We start from the raw sequence: 13,936 nt of genomic DNA on the forward strand, positions 1-13,936 counted from the left end.
GACGGGCCACGGGGGAGGACCAGACACATGGACGCGCATCCGCTCGATGCGAGCAGCCTGGCGGCGCACGGCAGCCAGAAGTACGCGTCCATGGTCACGCACCACCCCCACGCCGTCTTCGCGGTGGACCGTGACGGCTTCTACACCGAGGCCAACGCCCACGCCTGCGAGATGACCGGGCTGAGCCTGGAGCAGATGCGCCGCACCCACTTCGCCGACACGATCCACCCCGACGACCACCCGGTGATGCAGGAGGCCTTCCAGCGCGCGCTGGCGGGCGAGCCCGTGGTGGTCGAGGCGCGCGTGGTGCGCAGCGACGGCGCGCTGGTCGACTTCCGCTGCACGGGCATCCCACTGCTCGTCGACGGCGAGGTGGTGGGCGTCCACGGCGTCACCGAGGACGTGACGCGGGCCAAGCAGGTGCTCCGCGAGCTCGAGGAGGCCAACGCCGCCAAGACGCTCTTCCTCGCCACCGTCAGCCACGAGCTGCGCACCCCCCTGGCCACCCTGGTCGGGGCGGCCGACCTGCTCATGCACGCCGACCCCGGGGCACCCGTCGAGCGGCACGTGCGGATGGTCCACCGCTCCAGCGAGCGGCTGCTCCACCTCGTCGAGGAGCTGCTGGAGTTCTCCGGACTCGAGACCCACCAGACGGTGCTGCGCCCCGGCCCGTTCGACCCGCGACACGTCGTCGACGACGTGTCGCGCTGGGCGGTGCCGCTGGCCGACGAGCGCGGCCTCGCCCTGCGGGTCAGCGTCGACGACGCCGTCCCGCACACCGTGGTCGGAGACGTGCGCCGGGTGACGCAGGTCGTGACCAACCTGGTGCGCAACGCGCTGACCTTCACCCGCGCGGGCCACGTCGAGCTCCGGGTGCGCTCGGGCGAGGGACGCCTCGAGTTCACGGTCGCCGACACCGGCGTGGGGATCGAGCCCGACCACCTGCTGGAGCTGTTCGAGCCGTTCGCGCGCTCGGCTGCCCGCTACGCCCGCCCCGACGCCGGCATCGGCCTCGGGCTGGCGATCTGCCGCTCGCTCGCCGACCTGATGGACGGCAGCCTCGACGTCGCCTCCACCCCCGGCGAGGGCAGCACCTTCACCTTCAGCGTGCCGCTGCGAGGGCGGTGACCGCCGCCTCGGCGAGGACCCGCGCGGCGATGCCGGTGGCGGCCTCGTCGACGCGCAGGTTGCCCTGGTGCAGGTCGTACGTCGGCCCGCCCGGCGTGCGTGTCCCGAGCCGGGCCATCGCTCCCGGGATCGAGTCGAGGTACCACCCGAAGTCCTCCCCGCCCAGGCTCTGGGCGGTGGAGACGTGGCCGTGGGAGCCCAGCACCGCGTCGACCGCCGTGCCGAGCATCGCGGTGGAGACCGGGTGGTTGACGACCGGCGGCACGCCGCGCTGGTAGGTCACCTCCGCCGCGACGCCGTAGGGCGCGATGATCGTGGTGATCAGCTGGCGGATGAGGTGCTCGGCCTCGGCCCAGGCCACGGCGTCGAGCATCCGCACGGTGCCGGCGACGACACCGGTGTGCGGGATGACGTTGTGCGCCTGGCCGGCCCGCACGGCGCCCCACACGACGCTGACGCCGGCGCGCGGGTCGAGGCGGCGGCTCAGGATGGCGGGCAGCTCGGTGATCACCTTGCCGAGGGCGAAGGTGAGGTCCTCGGTGAGGTGGGGGCGCGAGGTGTGCCCGCCCTTGCCGGAGAGCTTGACGGTGAGCGCGTCGGCGGCGCCCGTGAGCGGGCCCTCGCGCAGCCCGACCCGGCCGACGTCGAGGCTCGGGTCGCAGTGGAGGCCGAAGATGTGGTCGACACCCTCGAGGGCGCCGCTGGCGATGAGGTGGAGCGCGCCGCCGGGCATGACCTCCTCGGCGGGCTGGAAGACCAGCCGCACCCGGCCGGGGAGCAGGCCCCGGGCGGCGACCTCGGCGAGCGCGAGGCCCGCGCCGACGAGGCCGGTGGTGTGCACGTCGTGGCCGCAGGCGTGGGCGACGCCCGGCACCGTGCTCTTCCACGGGTCGGAGGTCAGGTCGTCGACGGGCAGGGCGTCGAGGTCGGCCCGGAGGGCCACGAGGCGGCCGGAGGTGCCGATCTCGGCCAGCACTCCCCCGCCCTCGGGCCGGGTGGTCTGCCAGCCGGCGTCGGCGAGGGCGGTCTCGACCAGGTCGGACGTGCGGGACTCGGTCCAGCTCAGCTCGGGGTGGGCGTGGAGGTCGCGACGCAACGCGACGAGGTCGTCGGCGTACTTGTCGACGACCTCGGAGATGACGGCGGTGGCGGGGTGCTCAGGAGTTGGCATGACCGACCCATACTAGGTCGAGTCCCCGTCGTAGGCGGCGAGAAGCCGATCTGCGGCCAGCGGCGCCGGGAGCTCGCCCGACAGCACGGCACGGCGTACGTCGTCGCGGACCGCGGCGACGCCCGCTGAGGAGCGCAGCCGCTGGTCGAGCTCGTCGCGCACCAGCGCCCAGGTGAACTCCAGCTGCTGCTCCGCGCGCTTGCGGGCCAGGCCGTCGGGGCCGAGGTGGTCGCGGTGCTGTCCCACCCGGTCCCAGACGTCGTCGACGCCCTCGCCCGTGAGTCCCGAGCAGGTCACGACGGGCGGGGCCCACTCGGCGTGCCCGCGCACCAGGCGCAGCGCGCCGGCCAGCTCCCGCGCGGCGACGCGCGCGTCGGCGGCGTGGCTCTGCCCCTCGTGGGCGTCCGCCTTGTTGACCGCGACGACGTCGACGATCTCCAGGATGCCCTTCTTGATCCCCTGGAGCTGGTCGCCGGTGCGGGCGAGGGTGAGGAAGAGGAAGGTGTCGACCATCCGGGCAACGGTCACCTCCGACTGCCCGACGCCGACGGTCTCGACCAGCACGACGTCGTGGCCGGCGGCCTCGAGCACCAGCATCGCCTGCGTCGTCGCCCGCGCGACGCCGCCCAGGGTGCCGGCCGACGGCGAGGGCCGGATGAACGCGCGCGGGTCGACCGACAGCGCCGACATGCGGGTCTTGTCGCCGAGCACCGACCCGCCGGTGCGCACCGACGAGGGGTCGACGGCGAGCACGCCGACCCGGTGGCCGGCCGAGGTCAGGCGGGTGCCCAGGGACTCGATGAAGGTCGACTTGCCCACGCCCGGGACGCCGGAGATGCCGACCCGCGTCGCGGGCGGCCGCTCGACCTCCGCGAGCGCCGTCAGCAGCTCGCGTGCGGCCACCCGGTGCTCGGGCCGCGAGGACTCCACGACGGTGATGGCGCGCGCGACCGCCGCGCGCTGCCCGTCGCGCACGCCCGCGACGAGGGCCTCGACGTCGACCGGGCGGGGCATCAGGCCCGCAGCCGCGCGAGCAGGTCGAGGGCCGACTCGGCGATGACCGTGCCGGGCAGGAACACCGCGGCCGCACCCATCTCCTGGAGCGTCTCGACGTCGTCGGGCGGGATCACGCCGCCGATGACGATCATGATGTCGGGTCGTCCCTGGTCGGCCAGCGCCTGCCGCAGGGCGGGCAGCAGGGTGAGGTGGCCCGCGGCCAGCGAGGAGACGCCCACGATGTGCACGTCGGCGTCGACGGCCTGCTGGGCGACCTCCTCGGGCGTGGAGAACAGCGGCCCCACGTCGACGTCGAAGCCGAGGTCGGCGAACGCGGTGACCACGACCTTCTGGCCGCGGTCGTGCCCGTCCTGGCCCATCTTGGCCACCAGGATGCGCGGGCGGCGCCCCTCCTCGGCCTCGAACTCCTCCGTGGCGGCGAGCACCTCGGCGACCTTGCCGCCGGGCGCGGTGCCTGCCTCCTCGCGGTACACGCCGCTGATGGTACGGATCACGGCCTGGTGGCGGCCGTAGACCTTCTCCAGCGCCTCGGAGATCTCGCCGACGGTCGCCTTGGCGCGCGCGGCGTCGACCGCGAGCGCGAGCAGGTTGCCCTCGAGCGAGCCGCCGCCGACCGGACCGCGCTCGGCGCTGGCGGTGATCGCCTCGAGCGAGCGCCGTACGGCGTCGTCGTCGCGCTCGGCGCGCAGCCGCTCGAGCTTGGCGACCTGCTGGCGGTAGACGTCGTCGTTGTCGACGCGCAGCACGTCGAGCCGGTCCTCCGCGGCGAGGCGGTAGGTGTTGACACCGATGACCTTCTGGGCGCCGGAGTCGATGCGGGCCTGGGTGCGGGCGGCGGCCTCCTCGATGCGCATCTTCGGGATGCCCTGCTCGATCGCCCTCGCCATGCCTCCGGCACGCTCGGCCTCCTGGATGTGGGCCCAGGCGCGCTCGGCGAGGTCGTGGGTGAGCTTCTCCACGTAGTAGGAGCCCGCCCACGGGTCGACGACCTGCGTGGTGCCCGACTCCTGCTGCAGCAGCAGCTGGGTGTTGCGCGCGATGCGGGCGGAGAAGTCGGTCGGCAGCGCGATCGCCTCGTCGAGGGCGTTGGTGTGCAGCGACTGCGTGTGCCCCTGGGTGGCGGCCATCGCCTCGATGCAGGTGCGGCCCACGTTGTTGAAGACGTCCTGCGCGGTCAGCGACCAGCCCGAGGTCTGGCTGTGGGTGCGCAGCGAGCGCGACTTCGGGTTCTGCGGCTCGAAGTCGTCGACCAGGCGTGCCCACAGCGCGCGGGCCGAGCGCATCTTGGCGACCTCCATGAAGAAGTTCATCCCGATGGCCCAGAAGAACGACAGCCGCGGCGCGAACTGGTCGATCGTCATGCCGGTGCCGAGACCGGCACGGATGTACTCCACGCCGTCGGCGAGCGTGTAGGCCAGCTCGAGGTCGGCCGTCGCCCCAGCCTCCTGGATGTGGTAGCCGGAGATGGAGATCGAGTTGAAGCGGGGCATCTTCGCGCTCGTGAAGGCGAAGATGTCGCTGATGATCCGCATGCTCGGCGCCGGCGGGTAGATGTAGGTGTTGCGGACCATGAACTCCTTGAGGATGTCGTTCTGGATGGTCCCGGCGAGCTGCTCCGGCCTCACCCCCTGCTCCTCGGCGGCCGCGATGTAGAGCGCGAGCACCGGCAGCACCGCGCCGTTCATCGTCATCGACACCGACATCTCGTCGAGCGGGATGCCGTCGAAGAGGGTGCGGGTGTCGTAGATCGAGTCGATCGCCACGCCCGCCATGCCGACGTCGCCGCGGACCCGCGGGTGGTCGGAGTCGTAGCCGCGGTGGGTGGCGAGGTCGAAGGCGACGCTCAGGCCCTTCTGGCCGGCCGCGAGGTTGCGGCGGTAGAAGGCGTTGGACTCCTCGGCGGTGGAGAAGCCGGCGTACTGCCGGATCGTCCACGGCTGGGTCGTGTACATGGTCGGGTAGGGCCCGCGCAGGAACGGCGCGAGGCCGGGCCACGTGTCGAGGCCGTCGAGGCCCTCGAGGTGCTCGGGGCCGTAGACCGGGAGGACGGCGATGCCCTCGGGGCTGCTCCACGGCTCGCCACCCGTCGCGGCGCTCGCGGCCCGCGCGCCCCCTGCCAGCGGGACGTCGGCGAAGCTCTTCGGGATGCTCATCGGGCGAGCTCCTCTCGGATCCGGCCGAGGAAGCCGAGCGCGTCGACCCCCAGGGCACACGAGTCGTCGACGTCGGTGACGGTGCGCTCACCGGGCTTGCCGGCCAGCACGACGTGGGACGCCCCGGCCGCCCGCAGCGCCGCGACGAGGTCGGCGCCCCACTCGGCGTAGGCCGCGTCGGTGCCGGCGAGCACCGCCACCGGCTGGCCGGCGTAGGCCTCGAGCACGTCGGCGGCGCCGGACGTGGCACCCGCCGCCTCGACCGCGACCCCGCCGGCGGCGAGGAGGTTGGTCGCGAAGGTCGCCCTCGCGGTGTGCGTGGAGATCGGGCCCATGGTGGCGAGGAAGACCGGACGGCCAGCGGGCTCGGCCCGCATGTCCTCAAAGGCGGCGCCGTAGTGGTGGACGTAGCGGTGGGGGCGCGGGTCCCGCTCGGGCAGGACCTCGGCGAGGTCGGGGAACTCCGATACACCGGTCAGCGGCCGCGACCGGTCGGCGACCTGCGCGTCGCGCTCGGCGCGGACGGCCCGCACGCGCTCCTCCACCCCGGCGCGGGCCTCGTCGGCCAGCGCCCCGCCGGCGGACTCGATCCGGCCGACCTCCTCCCAGGCCGCCACCGCCAGGTCGTCGGTCAGCCTCTCCACCGCGTAGGACCCACCGGCCGGGTCGGCGACCGCAGCGACGTGCGACTCCTCGATGAGCAGCGAGGAGGTGTTGCGCGCGATGCGTCGGCCGAACGCGTCGGGCAGGCCGAGCGGCTCGTCGAACGGGACCACGGTGAGGGCGTCGGCACCGCCGACGCCGGCCGAGAAGGCGGCGACGGTGCCGCGGAGCATGTTGACCCAGGGGTCGCGCCTGCTGGTCATCGGCCGGCTGGTGACGGCGTGGAGGGCCATCTCGACGCCGTCCACGCCGCTGGCCTCCAGCACCCGCGCCCAGAGGCGGCGCGCGGCGCGCATCTTGGCGATCGCCGGCAGCTGCTCGTCGGTCGCGGCGAGGCGCACCTCGATCGTGCGGGCGGCCTGCTCGACCGGGAACCCCGCCTCGTCGAGCAGCCGGAGGTACGCGACGCCGGTGGCGACGGCCCAGGCGAGCTCCTGCGCGTCGCTGGCGCCCCGGTCGTGCAGGGCGGTGCCGTCGACGACCAGCGCGCGCACGCCGAGCTGGAAGGCGCGGCGGACCAGGGGCGCGACGTGGTCGCGGGGGGCGTCGCCGGTGGGGTGCGCCAGCATCTCGAGGGTCTGCGGGTCGAGGGAGAGGTTGGTCGCCGGGTGCAGCGGGCCCTCGACACCCTCGAGGTGGGCGGCGAAGGCCTCCACCTGCTCCGTGGAGGGCCGGTCGAGGACCACGGGGGCGAGGTCGAGCAGCACCCCGTCGAGGACGGTCGACCAGTCGCGCCCGCGCTCCTCGTCGAGGTGGAGCAGCACCGAGGTGGCGCCGTTCTCCAGGTCCTGCAGCACGGCCTCGTTGGCGGCCCGGTCGTCGACGACCTCGACCTGGGTGCGCACGTCCCACGCACCCGTGCGCGTCGGCCGGCCGGAGGTGGTGAGGCCCTCGAGGTCCGACGGCTGCCCGATCGGCGCCACGCCGATGCCGTCGAGCGTGGTGCGGGTCAGGGCCGCCCAGACGTCCGCGTCCGGGGCGTCCTCGCCGAGACGGCGTGCCTTGCGGAGCACCGCGGCGCTCGCCGCCTCCCAGGCCCGGACGTCGTAGGAGTCGCCCTCCCCGACGAGCCGGAGCGAGCCCTCCTCGGGCTGCAGCTCCGCTGGCTCGGCCAGGCCGCCGTCGGGGCCCGCGTCGGGGCCGGCATCAGGGTCGGTCATGAGCGCAGGATAGGACGCACGTCACGGCACCGACACCGCCCGCACCTATGGGATAGGTCTCACCCGACCCCTTGCGCGCCCGTGTCGTACGTCACACCCGCCGCGCGCACGAAAACCTCACACTGCCGCGGCGTGTCGGCCGTCCGGGTGCCGCGATACCGTGCACGTGTGGCAACCCAAATCAACGGCCCCCGCACGCAGGGCCCGACTCTCGTCAAGGGTGCGCGGGCGACCCGCACCACCATCGCCCTGAAGCTCGGGATGGCGGTGAGCGGATTCATCTTCATCGGCTTCGTGCTCGCCCACATGTACGGCAACCTGAAGGCGTTCGCGGGTCACGACGCCTTCAACACCTACGCCGAGCACCTGCGCGAGATCGGCGAGCCGATGCTCCCCCACGGCGGCCTGCTGTGGATCCTGCGCGTCGGGCTCATCGCGTCGCTGGTCGTGCACGTCTACTGCGCCGTGGTGCTGTGGCGCCGGGCGGCCGCGGCCCGTCCGACCAAGTACGTCGTGAAGAAGAACGACGGCGCGAGCCGCTCGAGCCTGATGATGCGCTGGGGCGGGGTCACCATCCTGCTGTTCCTCGTCTGGCACCTGCTCAACTTCAGCATCGGCAAGGTCAACCCGCAGGGCGGCGCCACCAACGACCCGTTCAACCTCATGGTCGACACCTTCGACGTGTGGTGGCTGACGCTGATCTACCTCGTCGCCATGGTCGCCCTCGGCCTGCACCTGCACCACGGCGTCTGGAGCGCCTCGCAGACCCTCGGCTGGACCGGCAACGCCGCCAAGCGCCGGCGCGCCAAGGCCGCCGGCCTCGTCGTCGCGCTGGTCATCTCGATCGGCTTCTCCCTCGTCCCGCTCGGTGTCCTCACGGGCATCATCACCAAGTAAGGGGTCCGTGCTCGTGAGCAACGACATCGACATGAAGACCACCACGACCGGCCCGGCCGGCGAGTCGTTCGACGACGCGGCCGGCTACTACACCCCGGGTGCCCCGCTGGTCGACACCAAGGCGCCCGCCGGCCCGATCGCCGACCGCTGGTCCACCCGCCAGTTCGAGGCCCGCCTGGTCAACCCGTCCAACCGCCGCAAGCTCGACGTGATCATCGTCGGCACCGGCCTGGCCGGCGCCTCCGCCGCGGCCACGATGGGCGAGGCCGGCTACAACGTGAAGACGTTCTGCTACCAGGACTCCCCGCGCCGGGCGCACTCGATCGCCGCCCAGGGCGGCATCAACGCGGCCAAGAACTACAAGGAGGACGGCGACTCCGTCCACCGCCTCTTCTACGACACCGTCAAGGGCGGCGACTACCGCTCGCGCGAGTCCAACGTCTACCGCCTGGCCGAGGTCAGCACGAACATCATCGACCAGTGCGTCGCGCAGGGCGTCCCGTTCGCCCGCGAGTACGGCGGCCTGCTCGACAACCGCTCGTTCGGCGGCGTGCAGGTCTCCCGCACCTTCTACGCCCGCGGCCAGACGGGCCAGCAGCTGCTGATCGGCGCGTACCAGGCCCTCGAGCGCCAGGTCGCCGCCGGCACGGTGTCGATGTACGCCCGCCACGAGATGCTCGAGCTGGTCGTCGTCGACGGCAAGGCCCGCGGCATCATCGCCCGCGACATGGTCACCGGCGAGATCGAGACCCACCTCGCCGACGTCGTCGTGCTCGCCTCCGGCGGCTACGGCAACGTGTTCTACCTCTCGACCAACGCGATGGGCTCCAACGTCACCGCCGCGTGGCGCGCGCACCGCAAGGGCGCCTACATGGCCAACCCCTGCTACACGCAGATCCACCCCACCTGCATCCCGGTCTCGGGCTCGCACCAGTCGAAGCTGACCCTGATGTCGGAGTCGCTGCGCAACGACGGCCGCATCTGGGTGCCGAAGAACCAGGCCGACTGCGACAAGGACCCGCGCGACATCCCCGAGGAGGACCGCGACTACTACCTGGAGCGGATCTACCCCTCCTTCGGCAACCTGGTCCCCCGCGACATCGCCTCGCGCGCCGCGAAGTACGTCTGCGACGAGGGCCGCGGCGTCGGTCCCGAGGTCGACGGCGTGCGCCGTGGCGTGTACCTCGACTTCGCCGAGGCCACCCAGCGCCTGGGCAAGGACGCGGTCGCCGCGAAGTACGGCAACCTGTTCGACATGTACGCCCGGATCACCGGCGAGGACCCGTACTCGGTGCCGATGCGCATCTACCCCGCGGTCCACTACGTCATGGGCGGCCTGTGGGTCGACTACGACCTGCAGTCCACGATCCCGGGCCTGTTCGTCACCGGCGAGGCCAACTTCTCCGACCACGGCGCCAACCGCCTCGGTGCCTCGGCGCTGATGCAGGGCCTGGCCGACGGGTACTTCGTCCTGCCCCACACGATCCGCGACTACCTCGCCGACGGCCCGTTCGAGCCGGTCGCCGAGGACCACCCCGCGGTCGTGGAGGCGCGCGAGTCGGTGCAGTCGCGCATCGACCACTTCCTGTCGGTCAACGGCACCCGCAGCGTCGACTCGTACCACCGCGAGCTCGGCAACATCATGTGGGAGTACTGCGGCATGGAGCGCTCCGAGGACGGGCTGAAGAAGGCGATCGACCTGATCCGCACCCTCAAGGACGACTTCTACCGCAACGTCAAGGTCCTCGGTGCCGCCGAGACCATGAACCAGTCGCTCGAGAAGGCCGGCCGCGTCGCCGACTTCATCGAGCTCGGCGAGCTGATGTGCATCGACGCCCTCAACCGGCGCGAGTCCTGCGGCGGCCACTTCCGGGCCGAGTCGCAGACCGACGACGGGGAGGCGATGCGCCACGACGACGAGTACGCCTACGTCGCCGCGTGGGAGTGGGCCGGCCCCGACGCCGCGCCCGTCCTGCACAAGGAAGACCTCGTCTACACCGCCATCGAGATGAAGCAGCGGAGCTACAAGTGAGCATGAACCTGACCCTGAAGATCTGGCGCCAGCCCGACGCCGTCACCGCGGGCGCGATCCACACCTACCAGCTGGCCGACGTGTCCCCCGACATGTCGTTCCTGGAGATGCTCGACGTGCTCAACGAGCAGCTCAACGACCAGGGCGAGGAGCCCGTGGCCTTCGAGCACGACTGCCGCGAGGGCATCTGCGGCTCGTGCGGCCTGATGATCAACGGCGAGGCGCACGGGCCGGAGGTCACCACGACCTGCCAGCTGCACATGCGCTCGTTCAAGGACGGCGACACCATCACCATCGAGCCCTGGCGCTCGGAGGGCTTCCCGGTGATCAAGGACCTCGTCGTCGACCGCAGCGCCTTCGACCGCATCATCCAGCAGGGCGGCTTCGTGTCGGTGAACACCGGCGCGGCCCCCGAGGCCCACTCGGTGCCGGTGCCCAAGGAGGACGCCGACCGCGCGTTCAACGTCGCGACCTGCATCGCCTGCGGCGCCTGCGTCGCGGCGTGCCCCAACGGATCGGCCTCGCTGTTCATGGGCGCCAAGATCACCCACCTCGGCCTGCTCCCCCAGGGCCAGCCCGAGCGCGACAGCCGCGTGGTCAACATGGTCGCCCAGCACGACGCCGAGGGCTTCGGCGGCTGCACCAACATCGGCGCCTGCACCGCCTCGTGCCCCAAGGAGATCCCGCTCGACGTGATCTCCCAGCTCAACAAGGACCTGCGCACCGCGATCCGCCACGGTCACTGAGCACACGCACCACTGAAGAGGGCCGGGGGTCTCCCCCGGCCCTCGTCGCGTCCCGCCCTCCCGCCGCCCCGGGCGGTGAGCAGTGCACGTTCTGCGGGCGCAGAAGCTGCCTCACTCACCCCTCGGCACGGGTCGGTGGCGTACGAGCTCGCGCAGGGGTCGCTGCAACGCGTGCCACGCGACACCGAAGTCGGGCGCCTGGCCCTCGTAGCCGCCGGCGAGCAGGGCCCGGTGGACCGCGCGCACGGTGGCGCGGGGCGAGCGCATGCGCTCCTTGGTGACCTGCACGTAGGACACACCGTTGCGGCGGTAGGCGGCGTACCGGTCGATGTCCGCGTTGTACTGGCCCCGGTCCTCCTGGTGCTGCGAACCTTCGTACTCGACGGCCACGCCGTGGGTCTCGAACCACTGGTCCGGGCTCAGCACGGTGCCATCGGTCAGCGCCACGGTGCGGTTGACGTCCGGAACCGGCAGGCCGCTTGCCACGACGTACGCCAGCAGCTCGGCCTCCGGCACCGATCGGTAGCGGTCGTCGAGCATCGGCAGGACGTAGGCGGTCTCGGGCACGCCGCGGCGCCACCTCTCGCCGGCCAGCAGGTCTTCGAGCAGCCGGACGTCAAGGTCACGGCGCCGCAGGAGCTCACACCCCATCGTCACGGCCTCCAGCGCCCGGGCGTCTGCGCAGTAGGCGACGTAGGCCGCCTCCACAGTGGCGTGGTCACCGTCGTGCGGCGGCATCTTCACCGTGCGGTGGAGGAAGACACCGTCGAGCGCGAGGTGGTGGTCCCCCTCGAGCACGAAGTGGAGGGGTGCGCGCGGACCGCGGTCGATCCCCAGCTGCTGGAGCCGGGTCAGTCCGGTGGTGACGGCGCCCGGCGGGAGGGCGAGGCGTGCGGCGGCCACCCGGTCGTCGAAGCCCAGCTCGAGGTCTCGGTGCCGGTAGACGCCATGGTGCACGCGCCGGAACTGCGGCCCGGCCAGGACGCCGCGCGGCAGACCGGACGCCAGCGCCTCTGCCCGTGCGAACGGTCGATGTCGAAGGTCGTCGGGCACGCGGTGCACGCACCCATCCGGCCATGCACGCGGCCGCCGCGCACCCCCACGCCGGCACCACCTGTGGACGACGGGCGCGTACGCCACCCTGTGGACGCGTCGTGGCCCGTCTTCGAGCGGTGAGCAGTGCAAGTTCTCCGCTCCCAGAACATGCCTCACTCACCGGCCCACCATCCGCCAGCGCCTAGCGGTGAGCAGCGCACGTTTCCGGCGCCCCAGAACATGCCTCACTCACCGCTCGGGGCCCGCGCCCGACCGGAGCGGTGAGCAGCGCACGTTTTCGGCGCCCAGAACATGCCTCACTCACCGCTCGAGGGGGCGGGGGTCAGGGCCGGCGGCGGACGAGGGCCACGAGGCCCAGCATCGAGGCGGCGCCGGCGGCGAAGGCGGCCTTCGGGGAGGTGGCGGCGGCAGCGGCCGGCGAGGGACGTACGCCGCCCGCGGCCGCGGCGGCGAGGTCGATGCGGGGGCCCTCGGCGCGACCCTCGGCGGCGGCCTGGGCGGCGCGGCGCTCGCGGGACTCGCGCGAGGTGTGGGCCCACGCGGCGGCGAAGAGGACGACGCGGGAGAAGTAGTTGATCCAGATCAGCAGCACCAGCGCGATGCCGAAGACGGCGAACGCCGGCTGGCCCTGCGTGGAGGCGAGGAGGAAGGCCGCGGCCTGCTTGAGCACCTCGAAGGCGATCGCGCCGAGCAGCGCCCCGCTCCACAGCGAGCGGTCGGGGGTGTCGTGGTCGGCGAGCACCTTGAAGATGGAGAAGAACAGCAGCGAGTTGGCCGCCAGACCGACCGCGACGGCGAGCACCGCCAGCAGCGGCTTGAGCGCCAGGCCGAGTCCCAGCCAGCCGAGGATCTCCCCCGACAGCCAGGTCACGAGGGCCGACACCGCGACCGCGACCATCAGCACGACGCCGATCAGGACCAGCGCCAGCAGGTCCTTGAGCTTGCCGACGAGGAAGTTGGGCTGTTCGCGGCGAGGGGTCTCGAAGACGGCCTGCAGCGCGGTGCGCAGGCCGGAGACCCAGCCGAGCCCGGAGTAGAGCAGGCCCACGACACCGACCCCGGCGGCGGCGCCCGCGCCGTTCTGGAAGGCGTCGATCGAGATCTCTCCCTGCGCCGGCTCCCCCTGGACCACCATCGGCAGCACCGACTGGATCGCCTGCACCATCTGGTCCTGGGCATCGGGGTAGACCCGGGCGACCCACCCCACGACGGCGAAGCCGAGCGCGAGGATCGGGAAGAAGGACAAGAAGCCGAAGAACGTCACGGCGCCGGCGAGGGCGCTGCCGTTGACGAACCCGTAGTGCTCGACCATCCGGACGAGGTGGTCGACGAAGGGTCGTCGTTCGCGGACGTCGGAGACCCGCTGCTTGACGGTGTCGAGGAGAGGCATCAGGTCACCCGAGCTCGTAGTGGCAGGTGGGCTTCCACCCGTGGTCTGCGTCGTGGACGTAGAGGCTGAAGGAGTCGACGGCGAAGCGGCACTCGAACTCCGCGAGCTCGTCGAACGCGCGGTCGAGCGTGGGGTCGTCGAGGTGGTGGGCCACCGTGACGTGGGGGTGGTAGGGGAACTGGAGGTCGACCGCGAGCGGGCCCGAGCGCACCGCCCCGGCCAGCATCTCGCACGAGGAGATCCCCTCGGCGACCGTCACGAACACCACCGGCGAGACCGGTCGGAACGTCCCGGTGCCGCGCAGGTGGATGTCGAACGGCTCGACCTGCGTGGCCGCATCGGCGAGGTGGTCGCTCACGCCGGCCAGCGCCTCCTCCTCGACCTCCGACGGCGGGATCAGCGTGATGTGCGTGGGGATCTGCGTCGCGGTGGTGTCCCCGACGGAGGTGCGGTAGTCCTGGAGCTCGCTCGCCCAGGGCTCGGGGATCGCGATCGCTACTCCGATGGTCGGCACGCCAGCGAC

At 72.5% G+C, this 13,936-nt stretch carries 11 protein-coding genes; 4 read left to right on the top strand and 7 right to left on the bottom strand.

From position 1 onward, the window contains the following. Positions 1-27 precede the first annotated feature (27 nt). Positions 28-1,128 carry a PAS domain-containing sensor histidine kinase gene (locus ACFFJG_RS18275; protein WP_378520208.1) on the top strand — a complete coding sequence of 367 codons (1,101 nt, stop codon included), beginning with the start codon at positions 28-30 and terminating at the stop codon, positions 1,126-1,128. Here the strand turns inward: ACFFJG_RS18275 and ACFFJG_RS18280 are convergent. Genes ACFFJG_RS18280 through ACFFJG_RS18295 form a run of 4 tightly spaced genes read right to left on the bottom strand, consistent with a single transcriptional unit; the run spans position 1,103 to position 7,292 of the window. Then, positions 1,103-2,299, bottom strand: a complete 1,197-nt coding sequence (locus tag ACFFJG_RS18280) for an amidohydrolase (protein WP_378520209.1) — start codon at positions 2,297-2,299, stop codon at positions 1,103-1,105. The genes ACFFJG_RS18275 and ACFFJG_RS18280 overlap by 26 nt on opposite strands. 12 nt (positions 2,300-2,311) lie before the next feature. Next, complete coding sequence (gene meaB / locus ACFFJG_RS18285) at positions 2,312-3,313, bottom strand: methylmalonyl Co-A mutase-associated GTPase MeaB (protein ID WP_378520210.1); 1,002 nt, start codon at positions 3,311-3,313, stop codon at positions 2,312-2,314. Beyond that, the gene (scpA, locus tag ACFFJG_RS18290) at positions 3,313-5,469 is read right to left on the bottom strand and encodes a methylmalonyl-CoA mutase (RefSeq protein ID WP_378520211.1); all 2,157 of its coding nucleotides are present in this window, start codon (positions 5,467-5,469) and stop codon (positions 3,313-3,315) included. The genes meaB and scpA overlap by 1 nt, the downstream gene beginning before the upstream one ends. Beyond that, the gene (locus ACFFJG_RS18295) at positions 5,466-7,292 is read right to left on the bottom strand and encodes a methylmalonyl-CoA mutase family protein (RefSeq protein ID WP_378520212.1); all 1,827 of its coding nucleotides are present in this window, start codon (positions 7,290-7,292) and stop codon (positions 5,466-5,468) included. Before ACFFJG_RS18295 ends, scpA begins: the two co-directional genes overlap by 4 nt. 168 nt (positions 7,293-7,460) lie before the next feature. Here ACFFJG_RS18295 and ACFFJG_RS18300 point away from each other — a divergent pair, with 168 nt between their 5' ends. From ACFFJG_RS18300 to ACFFJG_RS18310, 3 genes are read left to right on the top strand one after another with little or no spacing between them, the layout of a single operon-like run. Next, complete coding sequence (locus ACFFJG_RS18300) at positions 7,461-8,189, top strand: succinate dehydrogenase cytochrome b subunit (protein ID WP_378520213.1); 729 nt, start codon at positions 7,461-7,463, stop codon at positions 8,187-8,189. 31 nt (positions 8,190-8,220) lie between these two features. Beyond that, positions 8,221-10,221, top strand: coding sequence for a fumarate reductase/succinate dehydrogenase flavoprotein subunit (locus ACFFJG_RS18305; RefSeq protein WP_378520356.1), 2,001 nt, complete (start codon positions 8,221-8,223; stop codon positions 10,219-10,221). A 2-nt stretch (positions 10,222-10,223) separates the two neighbouring features. Beyond that, entirely contained in the window at positions 10,224-10,967 is a 744-nt protein-coding gene (locus tag ACFFJG_RS18310; RefSeq protein WP_378520214.1) for a succinate dehydrogenase/fumarate reductase iron-sulfur subunit, read from the top strand. A gap of 111 nt (positions 10,968-11,078) precedes the next feature. Here ACFFJG_RS18310 and ACFFJG_RS18315 read toward each other — a convergent pair whose 3' ends face one another. The 3 genes from ACFFJG_RS18315 to ACFFJG_RS18325 all read right to left on the bottom strand — a co-directional run bounded on the left by ACFFJG_RS18315 (position 11,079) and on the right by ACFFJG_RS18325 (position 13,927). Next, positions 11,079-12,029 carry a hypothetical protein gene (locus tag ACFFJG_RS18315; RefSeq protein ID WP_378520215.1) on the bottom strand — a complete coding sequence of 317 codons (951 nt, stop codon included), beginning with the start codon at positions 12,027-12,029 and terminating at the stop codon, positions 11,079-11,081. 316 nt (positions 12,030-12,345) lie between these two features. Beyond that, complete coding sequence (locus ACFFJG_RS18320) at positions 12,346-13,413, bottom strand: YihY/virulence factor BrkB family protein (RefSeq protein WP_378520216.1); 1,068 nt, start codon at positions 13,411-13,413, stop codon at positions 12,346-12,348. Between the two features lie 4 nt (positions 13,414-13,417). Continuing rightward, entirely contained in the window at positions 13,418-13,927 is a 510-nt protein-coding gene (locus ACFFJG_RS18325; RefSeq protein WP_378520217.1) for a 2'-5' RNA ligase family protein, read from the bottom strand. Between the last annotated feature and the right edge of the window lie 9 nt (positions 13,928-13,936).

The sequence above is a fragment of the Nocardioides zeicaulis genome, assembly GCF_042432345.1.
Lineage (GTDB): Bacteria > Actinomycetota > Actinomycetes > Propionibacteriales > Nocardioidaceae > Nocardioides > Nocardioides zeicaulis.

What these genes read in the sequence shown, in the direction of transcription:
- ACFFJG_RS18310 (WP_378520214.1), top strand. Translation starts at nt 10,224, where the DNA reads ATGAACCTGACCCTGAAGATCTGGCGCCAGCCCGACGCCGTCACCGCG.
- ACFFJG_RS18280 (WP_378520209.1), bottom strand. Translation starts at nt 2,299, where the DNA reads ATGCCAACTCCTGAGCACCCCGCCACCGCCGTCATCTCCGAGGTCGTC.
- ACFFJG_RS18275 (WP_378520208.1), top strand. Translation starts at nt 28, where the DNA reads ATGGACGCGCATCCGCTCGATGCGAGCAGCCTGGCGGCGCACGGCAGC.
- scpA (WP_378520211.1), bottom strand. Translation starts at nt 5,469, where the DNA reads ATGAGCATCCCGAAGAGCTTCGCCGACGTCCCGCTGGCAGGGGGCGCG.
- meaB (WP_378520210.1), bottom strand. Translation starts at nt 3,313, where the DNA reads ATGCCCCGCCCGGTCGACGTCGAGGCCCTCGTCGCGGGCGTGCGCGAC.
- ACFFJG_RS18295 (WP_378520212.1), bottom strand. Translation starts at nt 7,292, where the DNA reads ATGACCGACCCTGATGCCGGCCCCGACGCGGGCCCCGACGGCGGCCTG.
- ACFFJG_RS18305 (WP_378520356.1), top strand. Translation starts at nt 8,221, where the DNA reads ATGAAGACCACCACGACCGGCCCGGCCGGCGAGTCGTTCGACGACGCG.
- ACFFJG_RS18320 (WP_378520216.1), bottom strand. Translation starts at nt 13,413, where the DNA reads ATGCCTCTCCTCGACACCGTCAAGCAGCGGGTCTCCGACGTCCGCGAA.